Raw genomic sequence first — 20,895 nt, 5'->3', positions numbered from 1 at the left:
CCACCGTGAGAACACTTTCTAACACCACGGTGCGGCAGCGCCGCCTGAGCGCTACATGGTCAGTCTTCGGCGATGACGGCCACGGCTCCGGCGGGCACCACGCCACTGAAACGCCGGCCGCCCAGCAGCTCCACGCCGTCGGACTTCACAGCCACTTCCTCCCGGCTGTGGTTGATGGCGAACAGGAAGCTGCGGCCGTCCGCGTCGCGGCGGCGGACAAGCTCGACGGCGGCAGAGGCTTCCGCTGCCGAGGTCACCTTTGCTTCCTCCAACAACCGCGCGGTGAGTGCATCGACGCCATCCGCATCCGGGAGGGTCGCGAGGTACCAGGCCGAGCCGGCGCCCGTGGCCCGGCGGGTCACGGCAGGTACGCCTTCGAGCGGGTAGTGCGTGAACGTGGAAAGGACCTCGGTGGCTTCGAGCGCCTGTACCTGTTCGCTCCACACCGAGCCGGCGGTTCCATCGCTCAAGGTCACCGGCGTGCCGGGGAAGAGCGGGTGGAACTCCTCGGTCCGGATTCCCAGCAGTTCCCGGAACGCGCCCGGGTAGCCGCCCAACCGGATGTGATCGCGTTCGTCCACGATCCCGCTGAAGTAGCTGATGAGGACGGTAGCTCCATCGCTTGCTGCGGCGGCGATGGACCCGGCGGCTTCGTCGGTGACCGAGTACAGCGTGCAAACGAGGATGAGGTCGTAACCGCCCAGGTCCGAGGAGGGGTGGGCAAAGTCTACAGTCACGCCGCGCAGGTACAGGGCACGGTGGAATGCCCGCATTGTGTCCAGGTATTTCATGCCTTGGCTGGGGTGCGAGTCCAGCTCGGCAGCCCACCACGCCTCGTAATCGAAGACGATGGCTACGCGCGATTCCACGCGTGAACCCTTGACCGGCTCCAGCCTGCGCAGGGCCTCCCCAAGGTCCACCACGTTGCGCCAGACCTGGGTGTTGCGGCCGCCGTGCGGAACCATGGCCGAGTGGAATTTCTCCGAACCGGCCTTGCTTTGGCGCCATTGGAAGAACATGACGGCGTCCGCCCCGCGCGCGACGTGGGCCAGTGAGTTGCGCAGCATTTCGCCAGGCATCTTGGGCTGGTTGTAGGGCTGCCAGTTCACGGCCGACGTCGAATGTTCCATGAGGATCCAGGGGTTGCCGCCTGCGACTCCGCGGGTCAGGTCGGCGCTGAAGGCGAGTTCGATCTCCCGTTCGGGATCGGCGGCCACCAGGTAGTGGTCGTTGGCGATGACATCCATGTCCTTGGCCCAGTCGAAGTAGTCCAGGGTCTTGGTCGCGCTGGAGACCATGAAGTTGGTGGTGGCCGGGACATCGGGGGTGACCTCGCGCAGTACTGCCAGCAGCTCGCGGTAGTAGTCCATGAAGGCCCGGGAGTTGAAGCGTGCGAAGTCCAGTTGCTGGCCCGGGTTGAGCGTGGTGGGGGCCAGGCCCGGCGGGATGATTTCGTCGAAGGATGCGTAGTGCTGGGACCAGAAGGCTGTGCCCCACGCTTCGTTCAACGCATCGATGCTGCCGTAGCGGCGCTCAAGCCACAGGCGGAAAGCGGCTGCATCCTCTTCGCCGTAGAACTCGCCGACGTGGCAGCCGAGTTCGTTGTCGACGTGCCACAGTGCCAGCGCCGGGTGGTCCTTGTAGCGTTCGGCGATGACCCGCGTCATGGTTGTGGCGTACCGGCGGTACACCGACGACGATGGCGAGTAGTGCCGTCGCGAGCCCCGTTCCAGCCGGGTTCCTTCCGCAGTGACGGGAAGGATTTCGGGATGCTTGCGGGCAAGCCATGCCGGGGGAGAAGCGGTGGCGGTGGCCAGGGCCACCTTGATGCCCGCGCCGTGGAGATTGTCCAGGACATCATCAAGCCAGGCGAAGTCGTAATTGCCTTCGCTTGGCTCAAGAAGGCCCCAGGAAAAGATGGCAACGCTCAGCAGGTTGACGCCGGCCTCTTTCATCAGATCGATGTCTTCGAGCCGGACGTGTTCGGGCCACTGTTCGGGGTTGTAGTCACCGCCGTACCCAAGCCCGGGGACGCTGCTCCAAACGGACGGACCGCGTGGTGTTTCAGGTGAAAGCAAGGGGACTCCTTCGTCGATTCTGCGGTGCTGGCAGGGATATGCGGTGCATGGTGCGACCGGAAAACTGAAAACCACCCTTCTTGGAAAACGCTTGCCCAGATCTCCGATTGGGGCTATTGTATCGTTTCAGAAAGAGTGTAAGCGAGATCACTGCCACGTTGGACGGATCACATGGGGCTTGCACCGACTGAGCAAGGAGGCTCTCATGATCAACAGAAGGAATTTCCTCACCACGGTGGCCATGGGCGCGGCATCGGCTGCGTTCCTCGCCGCCTGCGGGCAGTCTTCGTCGGCGGGACAGACCGGTTCTGCCGAGAATCCGGTGACCATCACCTATACGTGGTGGGGCAACGACGACCGTGCGGAGCGCACCCGCAAGGCCATAGCGCTGTTCGAGTCCAAGAACCCGGACATCAAGGTCAACGGCAACTTCACCGACTTCAACGGGTACTGGCAAAAGCGTGCCACGGAAGCCGCAGGCGGCGGTTTGCCGGACGTCATGCAGTGGGATTTGTCCTACCTGCGCGACTACGGCCAGCGCAACCAGCTCCTGGACCTCAGCACGGTCAAGATCAACACCGACGCCTTTGACAAGTCCCTTCTTCCCTCCGGGCAGATCCGCGGCAAGACCTTCGGCATCCCCACCAGCACCAACGCCTTCGCCGTCTACTACGACCCCGCAAAGCTCAAGTCCCTGGGCATCACAGAGCCGGACGGCAGCTGGAACTACAAGGAATTCAACGCCTTCCTCACGGAGGTCGGCTCCAAGGGCAACGGCACGCTGTTCGGTGGTACCGACTACACCGGGGTGTGGTGGAACTTCAACATCTGGCTGCGTCAGAACAACATCCAGGCCTTCACCGATGAAGGCAAACTGGGCTTCTCCAAGGACGACCTGAAGAAGTGGTGGAACCTGGCCGCCGACCTCCGCGGCACCGGGGCCATTGTGGGCGAGGACAAGGTGACCCAGTTGCTGCCGAAGTCTCCCTTTGGCTCCAATGTCACGGCAACCGAAGTCACGTGGGACAACTTCATGGCCGGATACCTCGCTGACAGCGGCGCCAAGGAACTGAAACTGGTTCCTGTCCCGTCGGACGATCCGGACAACCTGGGGCTCTTCCTCAAGCCCTCCATGCTCATGGTTGCCAGCGCGAAGACCAAGTACAAGGACGCAGCCGCCCGCTTCATCGACTTCATGGTCAACGACCCCGAGGTGGGGCAGATCTTCAAGACCTCCCGCGGTGTTCCGGCGTCGAAGACCCAGCGCGACGGCACCACGTTCGAAGGCACTGACAGGCTGGTGGTGGATTACGAGAAGTCCATCGAGAAGTACCTCAAAGATGCTCCGGAGCCGCCGATCGTCGGTTTCGGCACCTTGGAGACTTCCTTCAAGCGCATCAGTTCTGAACTGAACTACGGCAAGCTGACCGTGGACAGTGCCGCAGACGCGTGGTTCAAGGAAGCCGAAGACCTCATCAAGCAGAACGCCTGATACAGGCTTTCCCCAACCAACGGACGTATCTCGTGACTCAAAGCCCAACCCTGAGCAGGCGCCCCCGGACGTCCGCCGCCCCGCAACCGCGCAAGTCGCGGCGGCGCGGCGCGGATGCCCGCGCCGGCTACACGTTCCTTTTGCCCTGGTTGCTCGGATTCATCGCCCTCACCGTAGGGCCCATGATTTCCTCGCTCTACCTTTCCTTCACCAACTACAACCTCTTCGAAGCTCCCAAGTGGATAGGTTTTGACAATTACGCCACCCTCTTCCAGGACGAGCGCTTCCTGCAATCGGTGGGAGTGACCCTGAGCTACGTGGTCTTCGGTACCCCGTTGAAGCTCGCAGCCGCTTTGGCGATCGCCATGCTGCTCAACAGCAAGCGCAAGGGCCAGGGCTTTTACCGTTCAGCGTTCTACGCTCCCTCCCTGATCGGCGCGTCGGTCTCGATCGCCATCGTCTGGAAAGCCATGTTCGGTGACTCGGGACCCGTGGATCAGGGGTTGTCCTTCTTCGGGATCAACCTGGGCGGCTGGGTGGGCAACCCTTCCATGACGATGCCCATGATGATCCTGCTCACCGTCTGGCAGTTCGGTGCTCCGATGGTTATCTTCCTGGCCGGCCTCAAGCAGATCCCGGCGGATCTCTATGAGGCAGCGTCCATGGACGGTGCCGGGCCGGTGCGGAAGTTCTTCAACATCACTTGGCCCATGCTGTCGCCGGTGATCTTCTTCAACCTGCTGATGGAAACCATCCACGCGTTCCAGATCTTCGCCTCGGCCTACATCATCTCCAACGGTGAAGGCGGGCCTGCCGGCTCCACCCTCTTCTACACGCTCTACCTTTACCTGCGCGGCTTCAGCGATTTCCGGATGGGCTACGCTTCGGCGATGGCCTGGCTCCTGGTGATCGTGGTCGGCGTGATCACGCTGATCTTCTTCAAGACGTCCAAGCAGTGGGTCCATTACAGCGGTGATTCAAAATGACAACAACGGCAACTCCCATGCAGTCAGCACCTGCGCCCGCACCGGCTCCCGCCTACAACCCAAAGTCGGAATCCGGAACGGCAAAGCGCGTCAAGAGCATCATCTTCCACGTTGTTGCCCTGGCGCTGGTAGCGATCGTGCTGTATCCGGCTTTGTGGATGATTGCCTCATCCTTCAAGCCCAATTCGGAGATCGGCGGCGGCAACACAGCCCTGTGGTCCGCCAACTTCAGCTTCGACAACTTCATCACCGCCATGGACGGGATCGGCGGGGTCAGCACGCTGACGTTCTTCACCAACTCGTTGGTCCTGGCCGTCGGGGCGGTGGTGGGAACCATCCTCTCCGCCAGTGTTTCCGCCTACGCGTTCGCCCGGATCAACTTCCCGGGGCGCGGCTTGTTCTTCGGCATGATGATTGCCACCCTGCTGCTGCCCTTCCACGTGGTGATCATTCCGCAGTACATCGTGTTCCAGCAGTTGGGCCTGGTGGATACCTACGTGCCGTTGCTGATCGGCAAGTTCCTCGCAGCCGATGCCTTCTTCGTCTTCCTGATGGTGCAGTTCATGCGGAACCTGCCTGCTGAACTGGACGAAGCAGCCCGCATCGACGGTGCCGGGCATGTGCGGATCTTCGGCTCCATCATGCTCCCGCTGATGAAGCCGGCACTGATTTCCACGTCCATCTTCTCCTTCATCTGGAGCTGGAACGACTTCCTGGGCCCGCTGCTGTACCTTAACACCCCGGAAAAGTATCCGCTCCCGCTCGCTTTGCGGTTGTTCGTGGACCAGACACAGTCCTCCGACTACGGCGCAATGATTGCCATGTCGGTCCTCGCCCTGCTGCCGGTGCTGGTGTTCTTCCTGATCTTCCAGCGCTACATCGTCGAAGGCGTTTCAACCCAGGGCCTCAAGGGCTAGGAGAAGACACGTGAGCATCATGGACACCACTGGACAGTCTTCGGACAAGCCGGGCATCCCGGTCAACCGCTTTGCCCTCTTTTCCGAAGCCATCCTCGCCGGCGTCATAGTGCTCCTGTTGTCCCTGCCGTTGGTGACGTTGCCCGCGGCCTATGCTGCCGGCGTCGCGCACCTTGAGCGGCACCTCAGCGGCAGGGACGATTCCCTCAAGACCCTGTGGCGGAACTTCCGCCTGGCACTGCCCGGCAGTTGGAAGTTCGGGATCACGACGGCGGTGGCCGGCGTCGTGATTGTCCTGAACCTGCTGCTCGCACTGGTGGGGCAACTGCCGGGACGCTTGCTGATCCTTCCGGCGACAGTCGTGCTGGCCGCCGTGGGCGCCGTCCTGCTGCTGAGGATCGCCGCGGGTTGGAGCGGCCGGGAAGAGATTGCAGGCCGGGATCGCTGGGCAGCCGCGTACTCGAACGCCAAGGAAGAAATGCTGCGCGACTGGTCGGGCACGCTGTTGCTGCTTGCTGCGGTAGGCATGGCCGTGGTGTTCGTGTGGATGCTTCAGGCCCTCTTTGTGATTGTCCCCGGAACGCTCGTCCTCGCCGCAGCCGCCATCAAGATCCGATCCCGCTCATAGGAGCTGACCCCAGCCTTGCCGCCGCGCCCGTTTTCCCAGCGCTTCACTTCCCGACGTCCTGCTCCAACCGCTCCTGATCCGGAGACGTGGCACTACCCGCTCCGGCAGCACAACTACCGCATCTTCATTGCACTGACGCTGGCCGGCAGCGGCGGCGTCTGGATGCAACGGCTCGCGCAGGATTGGCTGGTCCTGCAGCTAACCGGAAGCCCCGCAGCGGTGGGGCTGGCCGTGGCGCTCCAATTCCTGCCCATGCTGGTGGTGGGTCCGCTCAGCGGCGTGCTGGTGGATCTCTTTCCCAAACGCCGGATCCTGTTGGCCTGCCAATCGGTGGCAACGGTGCTGGCAGCGGGACTGGCCGCTTGGAGCGCAACCGGCGGAACCGACGTCGGCGTTGTCTACGCCAGCTGCATCATCCTTGGCGTCACCAGCGCCATCGACGGGCCTGCGCGGCAGGTCTTCGTCAACGAGGTAGTCGGGGACCGGGGCCTGCCCGCAGCGATCGGGCTCAACAGCGCCATAGGACAACTCGGTGCAATGCTGGGGCCCGCCCTTGCCGGCGTCGTGATCGCCCAGGCCGGTCCGGCGGCGGCGTTCGCGGCCAATGCGGGCATTGGGGCCGCCGTCCTGGCCATGATCGTGGCGATTCGTCCGGCAGAGTTGCACCATGGTGCCGACAACCACAACCCGCTCCCGCGCACCAGCGGCCGGGGGCAGATCCTGGCCGGCTTCCATTTTGTGTGTGCCCGTCCGCCGCTCCTCCTCACCATGATCCTGGCCGGGCTGATGGGTGCGTTCGGGATGAACGGGCCCGTGGTGCTGGCCGCGTTCGCTGACCGGGTGTGGCACAGCGGGCCCGCGGGTTTCGGCCTCTTCAACACTGTCAGCGCCTTGGGAGCTTTGACGGGGGCGTTGTTGGCTACACGGATCAAGCGCTTCGGCCGCAAGGGAATCGTGGCCAGCGCCGGCCTGTTCGGCCTGTCCCAGTTGCTGGCAGCCTTGATGCCCACCCAGGAATCATTCGTTGTGATGCTGGTGGTGGTGGGCTTTATGACCCTGCTGTTCCTGACAAGTGCCGCTACTGCGGTGCAACTTGAGGCAGGATCACACGTCCGGGGCAGGGTGCTGGCACTGTACTTTCCCCTCCTGCTGGGTGGGCATGCCGTGGGCGGCTTGCTGGCCGGATGGCTGACGGAGGAGTTCGGCGTTCGCACCGGACTGGTGGTCACGGGCGGGTTGGGGATGGCCTCCGCCTTTGTGGTTGCCGTGTTGCTGCGCAGGCGCTCGCGAGCCTAGGCGACCAAGCCTTCGATCTCCTCTGACGTGAGCGTTCCATCGCTGATCCAGACTGTGATGGTGCGGCTCAGGCTCCGGCCTGCAGCGAGGTTCACCGGTGAATCCCAAGCCAAGGCCGAACCCACCGCCGGGTATTGGTGGAGGCGCACGAACCACGGATCCGGGGACTCGGGGGGCGCGCCGAACACCAGAGTTGCCGGGCCGCCGTCGAAATCCCCGGTCCACGCCAGCCACGGCGCCACGGTACCGTGCACGTCAGGTTCGCCCTCGGCTGTGGAGGAGAAGACGCGGGCCGAACCATTGGCAGGCAACCGCCAGAAGAAACCGCCGTAGCCGCTGCCGGCGGCGCCATGCGAGCCCGGACTGCCCAAGGAGCAATCAACGACGCCGGTCAGTTCGGTCCGGATGTCCAGTCGCCACGTGCGGTGGTCAATGGAAGTACGTTCGAAGCTCCGCACTTCCCGAAGCAGAGTGGAACCGTCCGCGCCGATCCATTGCAGGTCCAGCGTGGTCTTGCCCGGTCCTCGATTGATGTTCTGGATGGCAATCCGGCCGTGGTCCTCGAGGTCCACGTACCTGCCGGCGCTGCGACGGTAGCTGCGGCCGCCCCAAAAATTGGTGCCGTTGACGTCCTGGAGGGCGAACCCGGCACCGAGATGCCACACGTGGTCCACGGGCATGTGGTCGGTAACAACTGTTCCCGCAAGCGTGGAGACCGGGTGCAGGTAGGGCCGCGGTGAAAGCTCGTTCCACAGCGTTGAACCGCGTTGCAGGGAGGCCTCCGGGGAATCCCTGAAGAGCGGCTCTGTACCGGTCGAATCCCGGCAGGCCCAGGAGACCCCGAGCTCGGAGAACGTGGCGTGGGCTTTTGTGGCCCGTTCCAGGATCTCTTCGATCCCGGGAAGTACCGCGTGGGCCTGTTGGCCTGTTCCCATCCAGTTCACTTCATCGGACGGGATGGCAGTTGGTGGTTCAGCTGTTCGGATGGCTTCCAGGACCTTCATGAAGGCGCCGCTGTGATCCAGCGGGCTCAGGAGCGGGGTGCCTTGGGAAAGATGGCCCAGGAGATTCTCCGTCAGGTCGTCCCGTCCGAACTCCCGTGTTGCTTCGCCGGCCTCGGTGCGGACGGTCACGCGGTCCTCGGTGTAGTGGAACACCGCCGTTCCTTCAGTGCCGTGCAGTGTGACGTACGGTTCCACCGATTCTGAAGCGCAGAGCGTCAGGGCACAGGTGATCGGCAGCCCTTGGATGGTGCGCATGCGGATCACGGAGGTGTCGTCCGCTTCAATGTCGTTGGCCCGGTAAAGGTCGGTATCCACCGACTGGAGGTCGGCTGCGGTGCGGGCCCCGGCGATCCGCAGTGCCGTGGCAATGGCGTGTGCCAGCGGGTTGGTTGCAACGCCATCCACCACATCCACGCCATCCAGGCTGCGTTTTCCGGCCCATCGTGACCGAGCGTAGTAGGCCCGGTCACGCACCCAGCGGCCTGAAGCCGATATCCCCTTAAGCCTGCCGATCGACGGGAAGTCTTCGGTTGCTTCACCCTTGGCGAGCTGTTCCAGCGCCTTGAGGGCGTGGGAGCCAAGGCTCTGGAAGCCGATCTGGACACTCTTGCCGGCTTTCCCGGCAGCCTCCTGCAGGTGGAGGAAGTCCTTCATGGAAGCAACGGGAGGTTTCTCAAGGTAGAGGTGGGCCGAGGAAGCCAGCACGGACAAGGCAAGTGGTGCATGGGTCTGGATGGGGGTGGCAACAATGACGATGTCCGGCCTGTGGTCCGCGGCCAGGAGCGCGTCCAGGTCCGGATAGACAGCCGTCGTGCCGGGCAGGGTGCCGGCGGCGGGCGGGTTGGGGTCGGCCACGGCAACGAGGTCCACCAGCTTTTCGACGCTGAGCCGTTCCAGGTTGTGCAGGTGGTGTTCGCCGAATCCGTGGACGCCAACCAGTGCAACCCGGGCGCTTCCGGACGAGGCGGGGGACACCTCCACGGACGAGGTTGGCGAATCGGTTGACGGCGTGCCCATGGGTCTCCTCTGGCGTTTCACAACAGCCGGCTGGACGAGGGGCGGTTGACGCCATCGTCACGTCCGGGGTTGGGTCGGGCCTTCAGGTTATCGCCTTGGTACCGACTGCGGCAAGCGCTTTCCCATAGGCGGCCCTTGGAGTTGCGCTGAAGCTACCAAAAAGATGTAACGATTCAAACAAGCCCTTGACCTGCATAGTGGGACGCGGCTAGATTGCCTGAAACCGTTTACTTTGTGATGCCGCACACGCGGCTGCCAATTCTGCAACGATGGAGAAAGGGGGGAGTTCCATGCCGTCTGGCGGACTCGGATTCCGGGCTTACACCTTCTTCGACACACTCCTCTGGATCGCCTGCCTCAATATTTTCTGGCTCATTTTCACCCTTCTGGGCGGGGTGGTCCTGGGTGTAGGTCCAAGCACGGCGGCTGCGCACATCCTGGTGCGCGACCGGGTTCGAGGAAATGCGGCACCGCTGCTGAAGCGATTTGCGCGTGAGTACTTCAGAAACTTCGTCAAAGGGAATCTGCTGGGCGTTCCGGTGCTGTTGGTTGCCGCTGCCTTGTTCCTGAACTGGAGCTACTTCTCGGCCGGCTGGGACCTGGGCTCGCAGGTGGCATCCATGGCCGTTCTCCTGCTGGTCCTGTTCGCTGCGGGCGCCCTCTGCCACCTCTTCCCGATGTTTGCCCGCTACGAATTGACCATTCCCCAGTACTTCCTCATGTCTTCGCGCTTCGCCATGCGCCACTTGGCTGGGACGGCCATCCTGCTCTTCATGACAGCCGCGGCCGCGTTCGCATGCCGCCAGGTTCCGGGGCTCATTCCGTTCTTTGGGGTCGGCGCCTGGCTGTACGTCACGGGCTGGTTGTGCGACCGCTTCTTCACGGCCAATGACGACGCCGTTGCCCAAGGGAGCGCGGCTGCTGATGGTGCCGCTGGGGTGCTGGCGCCGCCGGCCGCTTCCGGAGCAGCTTCACGTGTGACCGCTGCCCGACCGGCTCTTGTTGCCACCGGCACCACCGTGCCGGCAAACAAGGAGGCCAGCCTTGCGTGACGTCGGTCCCGAAGTGCCGCTAATGCGGCCCGTTTTGCACCGGGCCCTCGACGTCGGCTCCTGGGATGCCGTGGGTGAAGTTCCCTCGCCTGTCCCGCCCCGGGAAGCCATCTCCGGCCAGTCACCAGGAGGGGATCTGAATACTCTGTCCGGCTCTGGCGGCGACATTAATGAAACGTATCAAATTTTGGCGAGTACGCAGTTGTGGACCATCAAGCGGTTCCACGGCGGCCGAAACCTGGAACTCCCGACGGACACCAACCCCGAAGAAGTGGAAAAGGAACATCATGAACCGTAGAAGATCAACGCTCGCAGCCGCCGTCGTTGTTTCCGCCGCACTGGCGCTGACCGCATGCGGCGGGGGTGAGCCCCAAGCCGCCGACATGAAGAGCATCAGCATCATGGCGCCATTCCTTGAGGCACAGCCGCCTTCCTCCGATGGTGCGGTACAGAAGAAGCTCGAAGAGATGACCGGCAAGGACATCACTATCTCGTGGGCACCGAATGCCTCGTACGAAGACAAGATGAACATCACCCTGGCTTCCTCGGACATTCCACAGGTGCTGGTGGTCCAGAGCAAGTCCCCGGGCTTCGTGAAGAACGCCGAGGCCGGAGCGTTCTGGGACCTGACGGACAAGCTCAAGGATTACCCCAACCTCAAGACCACCTTCCCTGAAGTCCAACAGAACGCAAGCGTCAACGGGAAGGTATACGGGGTCTTCCGGGCCCGCAACCCGATCCGTGCGGCCGTGATGTTCCGGCAGGACTGGCTGGACAAAGTCGGCATGAAGGCTCCTGAAACGGTGGAGGACCTCTACAAAGTTGCCAAGGCCTTCACCGAACAGGATCCGGACGGCAACGGCCAGAACGACACCTACGGAATCACCATCCCCAAATGGGGATCGCTGGGCACCAACAGCCCCTACGACCTGATGGAAACCTGGTTTGGCGCAGGCAATCGATGGACGGAACGGGACGGCAAGCTGGTCCCGAGCTTCGAAACGGACGAATTCCTTGAAGCCGACCGGTTCATCAAGAAGATGGTGGACGAGAAACTCATCAATCCTGATTTCGCCACTTTCGATCCCACCAAGTGGAATGAACCGTTCTTCAACGGCAAGGGCGGAATCATCGTCGACGTCGACTCCCGGGTCAGCGTACTGATCAACCTTTTCAAGCAGGCCAACCCTGCTGACTTCCAGAACAAAGTGGGCTTCGTGGGAAGCCTGAAGGGCCCGGACGGAGAACTGCACGCCCACCCCACGGACGGCTACTCGGGATTCCTCGCCATTCCCAAGTCCAGCGTCCGCACGGAAGCTGAGCTGGATAACGTCCTGAAGTTCCTGGACACCATGAACAGCAAGGAAGCGGCCGTGCTGTTGAACAACGGCATCGAAGGCGTCAACTTCACGGTCCAGGACAACCTCGCTGCCAAGATCACGCCGGAGACTCCGGAAGGCAAAGAAATCAACACCGACGTTAAGAGCTACTCACAGCTTGGCACCAACGTCACCGGCAACAACTTCTACGACGTCAAGCAGGCCTCCGAGTACGAACAAAAGGTATTCGAAGACCGCCAGAACGTGATGGCCGAAGACCTCAAGAGCGCCGTCTACAACCCGGCTGCCGCCTTCGTCTCGCCAACCTACGTTGCCAAGGGCGCCCAGCTGGACAACATCGTTGCCGACGCCCGCATCAAGTACCTCGCCGGCCAGATCGATGAGCAGGGCCTGAAGGACGCCATCAAGCTGTGGAACACCAGCGGCGGTGACAAGGTCAAGGAAGAAATCAACAAACTCTGGCAGGAAAACAAGAAGTGACAGCGCCCGTCGTTGAGACCAAAGCTCCGGAGCGGGCGGCCACGCAGCCGCCCGCCCCGGTGCGGCGGCGCGGTTTTGCCGTCCACTTCGCCCACTACAAGTGGCTCTACCTGCTCCTGCTCCCGGGGCTCCTGTACTTTGCGATCTTCCGGTACGGACCCATGTACGGGGTGTCCATCGCCTTCAAGGACTACGTTCCTTTCCTCGGCGTCAACGGCAGCCCCTGGGTGGGAACGCAGCATTTCCAGGACTTCTTCGCGAACCCTGACTTTCCCCGGCTGCTCGGCAACACGCTGATCCTTGCCTTCCTCAACCTGGGCATCGCATTCCCGCTGACCATCGTGCTGGCGCTGCTGCTCAACGAAGTCCGGCTCAGCATCCTCAAGCGCACCGTCCAGACCCTCGTCTACATTCCGCACTTCCTGTCCTGGACCATCGTCGCGTCCCTGAGCTTCCTGTTGTTCGCGCTGGACATTGGCCCGCTCTTCCAGTTCGTCAACGGACTCTTCGGCACCAACGTGGACATCCTCTCCGATCCCAACTGGTTCCGGCCGTTGATCGTGCTCCAGGAAATCTGGAAGAACACCGGTTGGGGAACCATTATTTTCCTCGCCGCGCTGGCAACCGTCGACCAGGACCAATACGAGGCCGCAATCATCGACGGCGCCGGCCGTTTCCGGCGGGTGTGGCACATCACCCTTCCCGGCATCCGGTCCACAGTGATCGTGATGCTCATCCTGGCCATCGGGCAGATGCTCAACACCGGCTTCGAGCAGATCTACCTTATGACCAACGCACTCAACCGCAGCGTGGCCGATGTCTTTGATACCTACGTTTACTTTGTTGGCATCACCCAAGGCGCCTACAGCTACAGCACCGCCGTCGGGCTTTTCAAGTCGCTGGTGGGCATCGTGCTCATCTTCGGCACCAACTGGCTCTCAAAACGCTTCAACCAGAGCGGACTGTTCTAATGAAGATTCACAACACCCGCGGCGGGCGGATCTTCGACGCCGCCAACTACGTTTTCCTGTCCCTGGTGGGGGTCATCACCCTGCTGCCGTTCGTGTACGTCCTTGCCGGATCGTTCGCTTCCGAAGCGGAAATCACCAGGCGACCGTTCTTCATCTGGCCTGAACAATTCACGCTCGGTTCCTACGAGTACATCTTCTCCACGCCTGCGTTCACCAAGGCCCTGCTCACCACGGTGCTCGTGACCCTGGTGGGCACCCTGATCCAGCTCCTGCTGACGGTGACCATGGCCTACCCGCTGGCCAAGCGCGGACTCCGGGGCCGGAAACTGATCCTTTCCCTGGTGGTCTTTGCCATGGTCTTCTCCGGCGGAATGATCCCCACCTTCCTTCTGGTCAAGGACCTCGGCCTCCTGAACACCTACTGGGCGTTGATCCTGCCGGCGGCCATCAACCCGTTCAGCCTGATCATCATCAAGAACTTCTTCCAGGAGCTACCCGGAGAACTGGAGGAGTCCGCCAAGATGGACGGTGCCACGGAGATTGGAATTCTCTGGCGCATCCTGCTGCCGTTGTCCAAGCCCGTGCTGGCCACCTTCGCCCTGTTCTACGCCGTCGGGATCTGGAACGACTTCATGTCTCCGTTGCTGTACCTCAGCGACAACAGCATGTGGACCTTGCAGATGTACCTCCGGCAAGTGACGGCGGCGTCGGACCTCCTGGGTACCGGCAATGTGGACCCCACTTACATCCCGCCCGAGCAAGGCGTGAAGTTCGCGGTGATCGTTGTGGCCACCCTGCCCATCCTTATCTTCTATCCCTTCCTCCAGAAGCACTTCGCCAAGGGAATGCTGATCGGCTCAGTGAAGGGCTGAGGCTCACAAGGCTTGGCTCACAAGGCTCACACCAAAGGACAAACCATGAAAATCCTCCTTGCGGGCGACTCCACAGTGGCGGCCTGCCAAAGTTACGAATACCCCATGAGCGGTTGGGGCGCCCACCTGGCGCCGGAAACCTACTGGTGGGCGGCCGTGCACAACTACGCCAAGGGCGGCGCCACCACGGAGTCGTTCCGCGAGGAAGGCCTCTGGCACCAGCTTCTCTATCAGGCGGTCCAAGGCGACGTGGTCCTGATCCAGTTCGGACACAACGACCAGAAGCGCGCACACCTCGCCGCCCGGACAGGCTACGCGGAGAACCTCCGGCGCATGGTTGCCGAGGTGCGTTCCAAGGGCGGGATTCCGATTTTGTGTACACCGGTGGAACGCCGGCATTTCGACGGCGGCGCCCTTCAGGAGACGCTCGGTGAGTATCCCGCCGTCGTGCGTGAACTCGGCGCCGAGCTGGGGCTGGACGTCATCGACCTGAACCGCTGGACCCGCGCACTGTATCTGGAGTTGGGGGAGGAGGGTTCCACGGAGCTGTTCTTCCACTTCGCACCCGGGGAGCATGCGCATTGGGTCGGCGGTCTTGAGGACAACACGCACTTTCATGAGAAGGGTGCGCGGTTGATCGCGGCTCACGTGGCGGGCGAACTGGAAACGCTCGGGTTTGGTCTGCCGGTGTCATTGGGCGCGGGGGCACAGGCTTGAGCGTCGCTACCGTTTACGGGAACAAGCTCAGGGGGCCCGGCGACGTTGCCGACTGGATCGCCGAAGGGCCCGTTCAGTTGGAAACATACGACGACGGTTCAGGCGACGACGGCGGTCCTGCGCTGCTGCTGTCGGGCGCGCTTGATCCTGAAGTCCACGGCGACCATGCCCACTGGACGCTGTGGTGTCCCCGCGAATTGCCGGACCACGTCCGCATCACGTGGGAGTTCAAGCCGATCGAAGAACCGGGCTTGGCGATGGTGTTCTTCGCCGCCCGCGGTCACGGTGGCGAGGACCTGTTTTCCCCCGCCCTCGCGCCGCGCACCGGATTCTATCCGCAGTACCATTCCGGCGACATCGACGCCCTTCACATCTCCTACTTTCGGCACAAGTACGCTTCCGAGCGCGCGTTCCGCACCTGCAACCTCCGGAAGAGCGCCGGATTCGAACTCATGGCGCAGGGAGCCGATCCGCTCCCGCCGGCCGAGGACGCGGATGGCTTCTACCGCATGGAAGTGGTCAAGGACGGGCCGCGGGTCCTTTTCTCCATCAACGGTTTGTCCTTGTTCGCATGGTCGGACCCGGCGGCCGTGCCCTTGGGTGGAGGCTACTTCGGGATCCGCCAGATGGCTCCGCTCCGCGCGGCCTACCGGAACCTGGAGGTCACGCCCATGAGTGACGGAGACCACGCTGCCATGACGTAGGATGTCCCCAACTGAGCTACCACCCACCCTCTCTCCTTGGAACGGACCATGCCACTTTTCGACCTTCCCCTCGAACAGCTCCGCGACTACACCTCCAGCGCCGTCCAGCCAGCCGACCTCCAACCGTTCTGGGACCGGACCATTGAGGAAACGCGCCAGGTTTCCCTCGATGCCACTTTCGAGCCCGTCGACAACTACCTCGCCGTCATCGACACCTTTGACGTCACCTTCTCCGGCTTCGGCGGCCACCGGATCAAGGGCTGGCTGCACCTCCCCGCACACCTCCAGCCCGGGCAGCGCCTGCCCGTTGTGGTTGAGTTCATCGGCTACTCGGGCGGCCGGGGGCTGGCCAACCAGAACACACGCTGGGCGCAGGCCGGATACGCGCACTTCATCATGGACTCGCGCGGCCAGGGCTACGGCGGCGTTTCCGGCGATACCCCGGATCCCCATTCCTCTGCTGGGGACGTGGCCTATGCCGGCCTGATGACCCGCGGTATCCGGCACCAGGATGACTACTACTTCCGCCGTGTCTATGTTGATGCCTTCCGTGCCGTCGAAGCGGCACAGAGCCATCCCGCCGTCGACCCTTCCAAAGTGGTGCTGACGGGCATCAGCCAGGGCGGCGGCATCACCGTGGCCACCGCGGGGCTGGCAGCAGGAAGGCTCGACGGCGTTATCGCCGCCATGCCCGACGTCCCGTTCCTGCAGGACTTCCCGCGGGCCATCGACATCACGCCCCGGGGACCGTACCCGGAGATCGCATCGTTCCTCGGCCGGCACCGGGACCGCTACGAGGCCATGCTCGCCGTGCTGAACTACTTCGACGGCGTGCACTTGGGGAAGGCCGCCTCTGTCCCGGCCCTCTTCTCCGCCGCCCAAATGGACGACATTTGCCCGCCGTCCACCGTTTTTGCCGGCTACAACAACTACGGCCTTTCCGGCGGTACTCCGGAGAAGGACATTGAGGTCTACCGTTTCAACAACCACGAGGGCGGGCAGGAACACCACTGGATCAAGCAGTTGCAGTTCCTGCGCAAACTTTTGTCATCATGACGGACGCGATTTGCCGGGGCTGATTCGCCGCGGTTATGGTGTGGCTATGACTAAGCGTTGGTATGCGTATTTTTCGTTGGCTCTGGAGGGGCCCGCGTCTAACTGACACGCATCCAACTTTCCTTCAGAGCCAACAGGGCAGAGATGATTCTCTGTCCTTCGCCATATCCGGCGGGTTCTGAAAAGGGGCCCGCTCCGCCACCGGAACAGGACCCAGAAAATGACCAGCATCGCCCACGAAACCGCTGCAGCCGCCCACCCCGTTGATGCCCTTGGCGCCGCGCAGCCCGCCACCTCCAACCTCCGGGTGGCCCGCTTCGAGCCCCTTCCGGCGCCCCAGGACATCATCGCGGAGTTGCCGCTGGACGCCCGCTCGGCTGCCGTCGTCGACCGTGGCCGCGACGAAGTACGCGCCGTCATGGACGGCGTCGACGACCGGCTGCTGGTGATCGTGGGCCCCTGCTCCATCCATGACCCAAAGGCCGGCCTCGAATACGCCCGCCGGCTGGTCAGCCAGGCCGAGAAGCACAAGGAAGACCTGCTGATCGTCATGCGGACCTACTTCGAAAAGCCGCGCACCACCGTGGGGTGGAAGGGCCTCATCAACGATCCCCACCTGGACGGGAGCCATGACATTGCCTCCGGCCTCCGCGCCGCCCGCGGCTTCCTGAAGCAGGTCACTTCCTTGGGGTTGCCCACCGCCACGGAGTTCCTGGAACCCATCAGCCCGCAGTACATGGCTGACCTGGTTTCCTGGGGTGCCATCGGCGCGCGGACCACCGAAAGCCAGATCCACCGCCAGCTCGCCTCCGGACTGTCCATGCCGATCGGCTTCAAGAACGGTACCGACGGCGACCTCCAAGTAGCCATCGACGCTTGCGGCGCCGCTGCCGCCGAACAGGCCTTCCTGGGAATCGACGACGACGGCCGCGCGGCTTTGGTGGCAACCGCCGGAAACCCGGACACGCACGTGATCCTCCGCGGTGGACGCAAGGGCCCCAACTACTCGCAGGATGACGTGGCCCATGCCTCGGAGAAGCTCTCTTCGAAGGGCCTGAACCCCCGGCTGATCGTCGACGCAAGCCACGCGAACAGCGGAAAGAGTCATCACCGCCAGGCCGAAGTGGCGCTGGAGATCGGCGCCCAGCTGGAATCCGATCCGGCCACCCCCATCGCCGGCGTCATGCTGGAAAGCTTCCTGGTTGGCGGAGCGCAGAACCTGGACGTCGCCAAGCAGCTCGCGGGGGAACAGGAGCTCGTCTACGGCCAGAGCGTCACCGATGCCTGCATGGAGTGGGACGTTACTGCTTCCGTTCTGGAGCAGCTTGCCGCCTCGGCCCGGAAGCGTCGGCTGGCGTCGGGGGAGTAGGCGGGAAGTACAGTCCCACTTTTCCCAAAGTGCTTTCACATTGGCACCATCAGCCTCTAGAGTATCTAGACATGGTTGTTTGATGGCTCAGCATCGGCACACCGTTCTGCTGGGGGTGTCCTATTGTCTGAGAGCAAAGGAATATGGGAAATGTCCGCGGAGACTAACTTCTCGAACGCGCGTTTCATGACGGTGGCCGAAGTGGCCGACGTCCTGCGCGTTTCCAAAATGACCGTGTACCGCTTGGTTCACTCCGGAGAAATGCCGGCCGTAAGGTTCGGCCGTTCTTTCCGTGTCCCCGAGGAGGCCGTCGCACAGTACCTGAAGGGTGCTGTTGTGGACGGGCAAACCGAGACCGCCTGAGTGCCGATTGTCCGCACAGCGGGCCGTGGTCATCGGGTACCTCTGTGAAGCGGTACCCTGTTAAGGAACGTTTTACGTCATTGTAAGAATCTGTCAGTTGTACTGTCTGCTGCTTTGTCCGCGGATCCGTTCCAACAGACAGGACCTTCATCTAGTTTGTAAGGAACTTTCGTGGGTTCAGTTATTAAGAAGCGCCGCAAGCGTATGGCCAAGAAGAAGCACCGCAAGCTGCTTCGCAAGACTCGCCACCAGCGCCGCAATAAGAAGTAGAAATACTTCATCAAGCGTGAATGCCCGTTGCCTCCCAGGCGGCGGGCATTTTTGCATCCCCGCCCCTCCCGCATCCCTCTGTCACGTCCCGTCGGTTTCGGGGCGTCCCTCTGTCACGTCCCGTCGGTTTCGGGGCGTCCCTCTATCACCTCCCGCCGGTTGTGGGGTGTTCCTCAGTCACGTCCCGCCGGTTGTGGGGTGTTCCTCTGTCACGTCCCGCCGGTTGTGGGGTGTTGCTCTGTCACCCCCGGGCGAACCCGGACTCGACCGAAGGGTCCATCCATGCCGTCCGCAGTGCCTTTTTGATCTGCTTCGTTGCAGAGACGAAGTCTTCTCCCGCGTCGTCTTTGTCGAATACCAAAACGGTCCATCCGGCCGCCCGAAAGGCTTTATCCCTGCGCATATCGCTGAGGATCTGTTCCTCCTCAAGGTGATGGCCGCCGTCGTACTGTATGGCGAGCCGGCGGGCCCTGAAGCCCAGGTCGGTAGTCGGCGAGAAGGGATCCCTTACCCGAAGTTTCACTTGGAGTTCAGGCTCCGGGAGGCCAGCATCGAGCATGGCGAGCCGAAGCCGCGTTTCCGGTGCCGAATCAGCGCCGACGCGCATAAGCTCGAAGGCCTCACGCGCGCGGACGACGCCCTGCCTTCCGCGGTGACGGTCCAGCAGTGTGCGCAGTTCAGCGGGGGTTGCGTATGGAGCAGTTCGTCCTTCCAACTCCGGCCTCGGCACGCGTATGAGCTGATCTCCAACGCAGATGAGGTCGTATAACGGTAGCTGTGTGGCCAAGTCGAGCCACGTCCTCGAACGCGTGGTCATACGAATTCCCTGCGTCTCCTCGATTTCACCGTCAAAGGCCAACACGGTATGTCCGACCACTCCTTTGCGGCGCACAGGCGGAAGCTTCCTGGGTTTACTGAGGTGCAGTTCGTTGGAATCTGACAACCACGGCGGAAGGAAAAGTCCCTGCAATCTTGCGGCGGTAACGTGTGAAATCCATGCTCCCGGGCTGGCGGCGGACAACGACCGTGCTGCTGCTGCAAGGTCGAAATCCCACTCCACCGGTCGATAGAGGCCCCTGCTGACAGGATGGATGTCAGTTCGCCGCCATAGCTCGGTCTGCTGTAACCCCGCAGCTTTGGCTTCACTCAATGTAAAGGGCGCGTAAGGCAGTCGAGGGCTGATGAGAGAAGGCTTTTCCATAAAGGCATTGTTGCCGGAAAGCCTCGATGCCCGCAGAAGTTATCCACAGGTCGGTGGCCGATCTGGCCGGGTGATAGAGGAAGCCGGGAAAGGCGGCGGGAAGTGATAGAGGAAGCCGGGAAAGGCGGCGGGAAGTGATAGAGGGTCAGCGGGGGGTGCGGAAACGGCTGAATCCCCGCCACAGTCCGTAAACAGCCCCGCCGACCGTAGCGGCTTTGAGGCCGAGGGTTGCCGCGCGGCGACCGGAGCGGAAGTCGTATACCGGCCAGTTGTTCTCGCGGGCGTGTTTGCGAAGCCGGGAATCAGGGTTGATCACCACGGGATGGCCCACCATGGTGAGGAGCGGGATGTCATTGGCGGAGTCGCTGTAGGCCCAGCAGTGCTCCAAGTCCAGGCCTTCCCTTTCAGCGACCAGGTTGACGGCGACTGCTTTGGCCGGGCCATGCAGAATGTCTCCCACCAAACGCCCGGTATACATACCGTCCTCGATCTCACCGACGGTACCCAACGCGCCGGTCAGCCCAAGCCTGGTGGATATCACTGTGGCAACTTCGATAGGAGTGGCAGTAACCAGCCAGACGGGTCGACCAATTCGAAGATGCTGCTCCGCCAAGGCCTTGGTGCCGGGCCAAATCCTGGACTCGATCATTTCGTCGTAGACCTCTTCGCCAAGCGCTTTGATGTCATCGACGGTGATTCCTGCGGCGAGCGTTAAGGCCGAGTCCCGGACGGCGTGGACATCATCCAGGTTTTCGCCACGCAATACGAACTTGAACTGTTTCCAGGCAAATCCCGCCGCCTGGGACAGCGTAAAGGCCCTTCGTTCGTACATTTTCCGGGCCACATGGAAGAGGCTCGCGCCCTTCATCAAGGTGTTGTCCACGTCGAAGAAAGCAGCCTCACCGGTATTCGACTGCGCTAGGGCAGCCGCGGCTATGGCGGCGTTATTCTCCTCGGGCATGCATTGAGTCTAGTCAATTGCCGCCGCCCCTCGCTGGGAGGCGCGTTCACGCCGCCCCGGGGGTGGGAGGGATGGTGGGAAGTGGGTGGGATGTGGGAGAGGGATGGTCGGGTGGGGCTGG

At 62.6% G+C, this 20,895-nt stretch carries 20 protein-coding genes; 16 read left to right on the top strand and 4 right to left on the bottom strand.

All coding sequences use genetic code 11. The features are described from left to right. Positions 1-59: 59 nt before the first annotated feature. Positions 60-2,078, bottom strand: coding sequence for a beta-galactosidase (locus OCL88_RS19185; RefSeq protein ID WP_264963576.1), 2,019 nt, complete (start codon positions 2,076-2,078; stop codon positions 60-62). Positions 2,079-2,283: 205 nt separating this feature from the next. Between OCL88_RS19185 and OCL88_RS19180 the strand changes: the two genes are divergently transcribed. Genes OCL88_RS19180 through OCL88_RS19160 form a run of 5 tightly spaced genes read left to right on the top strand, consistent with a single transcriptional unit; the run spans position 2,284 to position 7,397 of the window. Continuing rightward, complete coding sequence (locus OCL88_RS19180; RefSeq protein ID WP_264963575.1) at positions 2,284-3,570, top strand: ABC transporter substrate-binding protein; 1,287 nt, start codon at positions 2,284-2,286, stop codon at positions 3,568-3,570. A 32-nt stretch (positions 3,571-3,602) separates the two neighbouring features. Continuing rightward, positions 3,603-4,556 (top strand): carbohydrate ABC transporter permease, encoded by a 954-nt coding sequence (locus OCL88_RS19175; protein ID WP_021474333.1) that lies wholly within the window; start codon positions 3,603-3,605, stop codon positions 4,554-4,556. Beyond that, a complete protein-coding gene (locus OCL88_RS19170; RefSeq protein ID WP_069695902.1) occupies positions 4,553-5,473 on the top strand; it encodes a carbohydrate ABC transporter permease in 921 nt (306 codons plus the stop codon). The genes OCL88_RS19175 and OCL88_RS19170 overlap by 4 nt, the downstream gene beginning before the upstream one ends. Positions 5,474-5,492: 19 nt before the next feature. Next, on the top strand, positions 5,493-6,101 hold the full coding sequence (locus OCL88_RS19165) for a Poxvirus protein I5 (RefSeq protein WP_264963577.1): 609 nt from the start codon (positions 5,493-5,495) through the stop codon (positions 6,099-6,101). Between the two features lie 15 nt (positions 6,102-6,116). Then, complete coding sequence (locus OCL88_RS19160; protein ID WP_264963574.1) at positions 6,117-7,397, top strand: MFS transporter; 1,281 nt, start codon at positions 6,117-6,119, stop codon at positions 7,395-7,397. On the opposite strand, the gene OCL88_RS19155 is transcribed toward OCL88_RS19160, so the two are convergent. Beyond that, on the bottom strand, positions 7,394-9,418 hold the full coding sequence (locus OCL88_RS19155) for a DUF6807 family protein (protein ID WP_264963573.1): 2,025 nt from the start codon (positions 9,416-9,418) through the stop codon (positions 7,394-7,396). The two genes, OCL88_RS19160 and OCL88_RS19155, sit on opposite strands and share 4 nt — an antisense overlap. Positions 9,419-9,708: 290 nt before the next feature. On the opposite strand from OCL88_RS19155, the gene OCL88_RS19150 reads away from it, so the two are divergent. The 11 genes from OCL88_RS19150 (at position 9,709) to OCL88_RS19100 (ending at position 18,612) form a co-directional block, all read left to right on the top strand. Then, entirely contained in the window at positions 9,709-10,470 is a 762-nt protein-coding gene (locus tag OCL88_RS19150; RefSeq protein WP_264963572.1) for a YesL family protein, read from the top strand. After that, positions 10,463-10,768, top strand: a complete 306-nt coding sequence (locus OCL88_RS19145; protein ID WP_264963571.1) for a hypothetical protein — start codon at positions 10,463-10,465, stop codon at positions 10,766-10,768. The genes OCL88_RS19150 and OCL88_RS19145 overlap by 8 nt, the downstream gene beginning before the upstream one ends. Next, on the top strand, positions 10,758-12,290 hold the full coding sequence (locus tag OCL88_RS19140) for an extracellular solute-binding protein (protein ID WP_062097805.1): 1,533 nt from the start codon (positions 10,758-10,760) through the stop codon (positions 12,288-12,290). The genes OCL88_RS19145 and OCL88_RS19140 overlap by 11 nt, the downstream gene beginning before the upstream one ends. Continuing rightward, positions 12,287-13,261 carry an ABC transporter permease gene (locus OCL88_RS19135; protein WP_166187355.1) on the top strand — a complete coding sequence of 325 codons (975 nt, stop codon included), beginning with the start codon at positions 12,287-12,289 and terminating at the stop codon, positions 13,259-13,261. Before OCL88_RS19140 ends, OCL88_RS19135 begins: the two co-directional genes overlap by 4 nt. After that, positions 13,261-14,133, top strand: coding sequence for a carbohydrate ABC transporter permease (locus OCL88_RS19130; protein WP_264963570.1), 873 nt, complete (start codon positions 13,261-13,263; stop codon positions 14,131-14,133). Before OCL88_RS19135 ends, OCL88_RS19130 begins: the two co-directional genes overlap by 1 nt. A 45-nt stretch (positions 14,134-14,178) precedes the next feature. Beyond that, positions 14,179-14,850, top strand: a complete 672-nt coding sequence (locus OCL88_RS19125) for a rhamnogalacturonan acetylesterase (RefSeq protein WP_264963569.1) — start codon at positions 14,179-14,181, stop codon at positions 14,848-14,850. Further along, positions 14,847-15,554, top strand: a complete 708-nt coding sequence (locus OCL88_RS19120) for a YesU family protein (protein WP_264963568.1) — start codon at positions 14,847-14,849, stop codon at positions 15,552-15,554. Before OCL88_RS19125 ends, OCL88_RS19120 begins: the two co-directional genes overlap by 4 nt. Positions 15,555-15,602: 48 nt before the next feature. Beyond that, entirely contained in the window at positions 15,603-16,610 is a 1,008-nt protein-coding gene (locus OCL88_RS19115) for an acetylxylan esterase (RefSeq protein WP_264963567.1), read from the top strand. A 220-nt stretch (positions 16,611-16,830) separates the two neighbouring features. Further along, complete coding sequence (locus OCL88_RS19110) at positions 16,831-17,979, top strand: 3-deoxy-7-phosphoheptulonate synthase (RefSeq protein WP_264963566.1); 1,149 nt, start codon at positions 16,831-16,833, stop codon at positions 17,977-17,979. A gap of 150 nt (positions 17,980-18,129) precedes the next feature. Continuing rightward, the gene (locus tag OCL88_RS19105; protein WP_021474348.1) at positions 18,130-18,342 is read left to right on the top strand and encodes a helix-turn-helix domain-containing protein; all 213 of its coding nucleotides are present in this window, start codon (positions 18,130-18,132) and stop codon (positions 18,340-18,342) included. Between the two features lie 171 nt (positions 18,343-18,513). Next, positions 18,514-18,612: a 30S ribosomal protein bS22 gene (locus OCL88_RS19100; protein ID WP_003792170.1), complete on the top strand. Its 99-nt coding sequence runs from the start codon at positions 18,514-18,516 to the stop codon at positions 18,610-18,612. A 241-nt stretch (positions 18,613-18,853) separates the two neighbouring features. On the opposite strand, the gene OCL88_RS21175 is transcribed toward OCL88_RS19100, so the two are convergent. Next, the gene (locus OCL88_RS21175) at positions 18,854-19,429 is read right to left on the bottom strand and encodes an endonuclease domain-containing protein (protein WP_319951669.1); all 576 of its coding nucleotides are present in this window, start codon (positions 19,427-19,429) and stop codon (positions 18,854-18,856) included. A gap of 529 nt (positions 19,430-19,958) precedes the next feature. Next, positions 19,959-20,774 (bottom strand): HAD family hydrolase, encoded by an 816-nt coding sequence (locus OCL88_RS19090; RefSeq protein ID WP_264963564.1) that lies wholly within the window; start codon positions 20,772-20,774, stop codon positions 19,959-19,961. Positions 20,775-20,895: the final 121 nt, after the last annotated feature.

It is taken from the genome of Paenarthrobacter sp. PAE-2 (assembly GCF_026013155.1).
GTDB classification, from domain to species: domain Bacteria; phylum Actinomycetota; class Actinomycetes; order Actinomycetales; family Micrococcaceae; genus Arthrobacter; species Arthrobacter ureafaciens.
The sequence above is the reverse complement of the archived record's forward strand: the minus strand, read 5'-3'. Positions and strand labels throughout refer to the sequence as shown.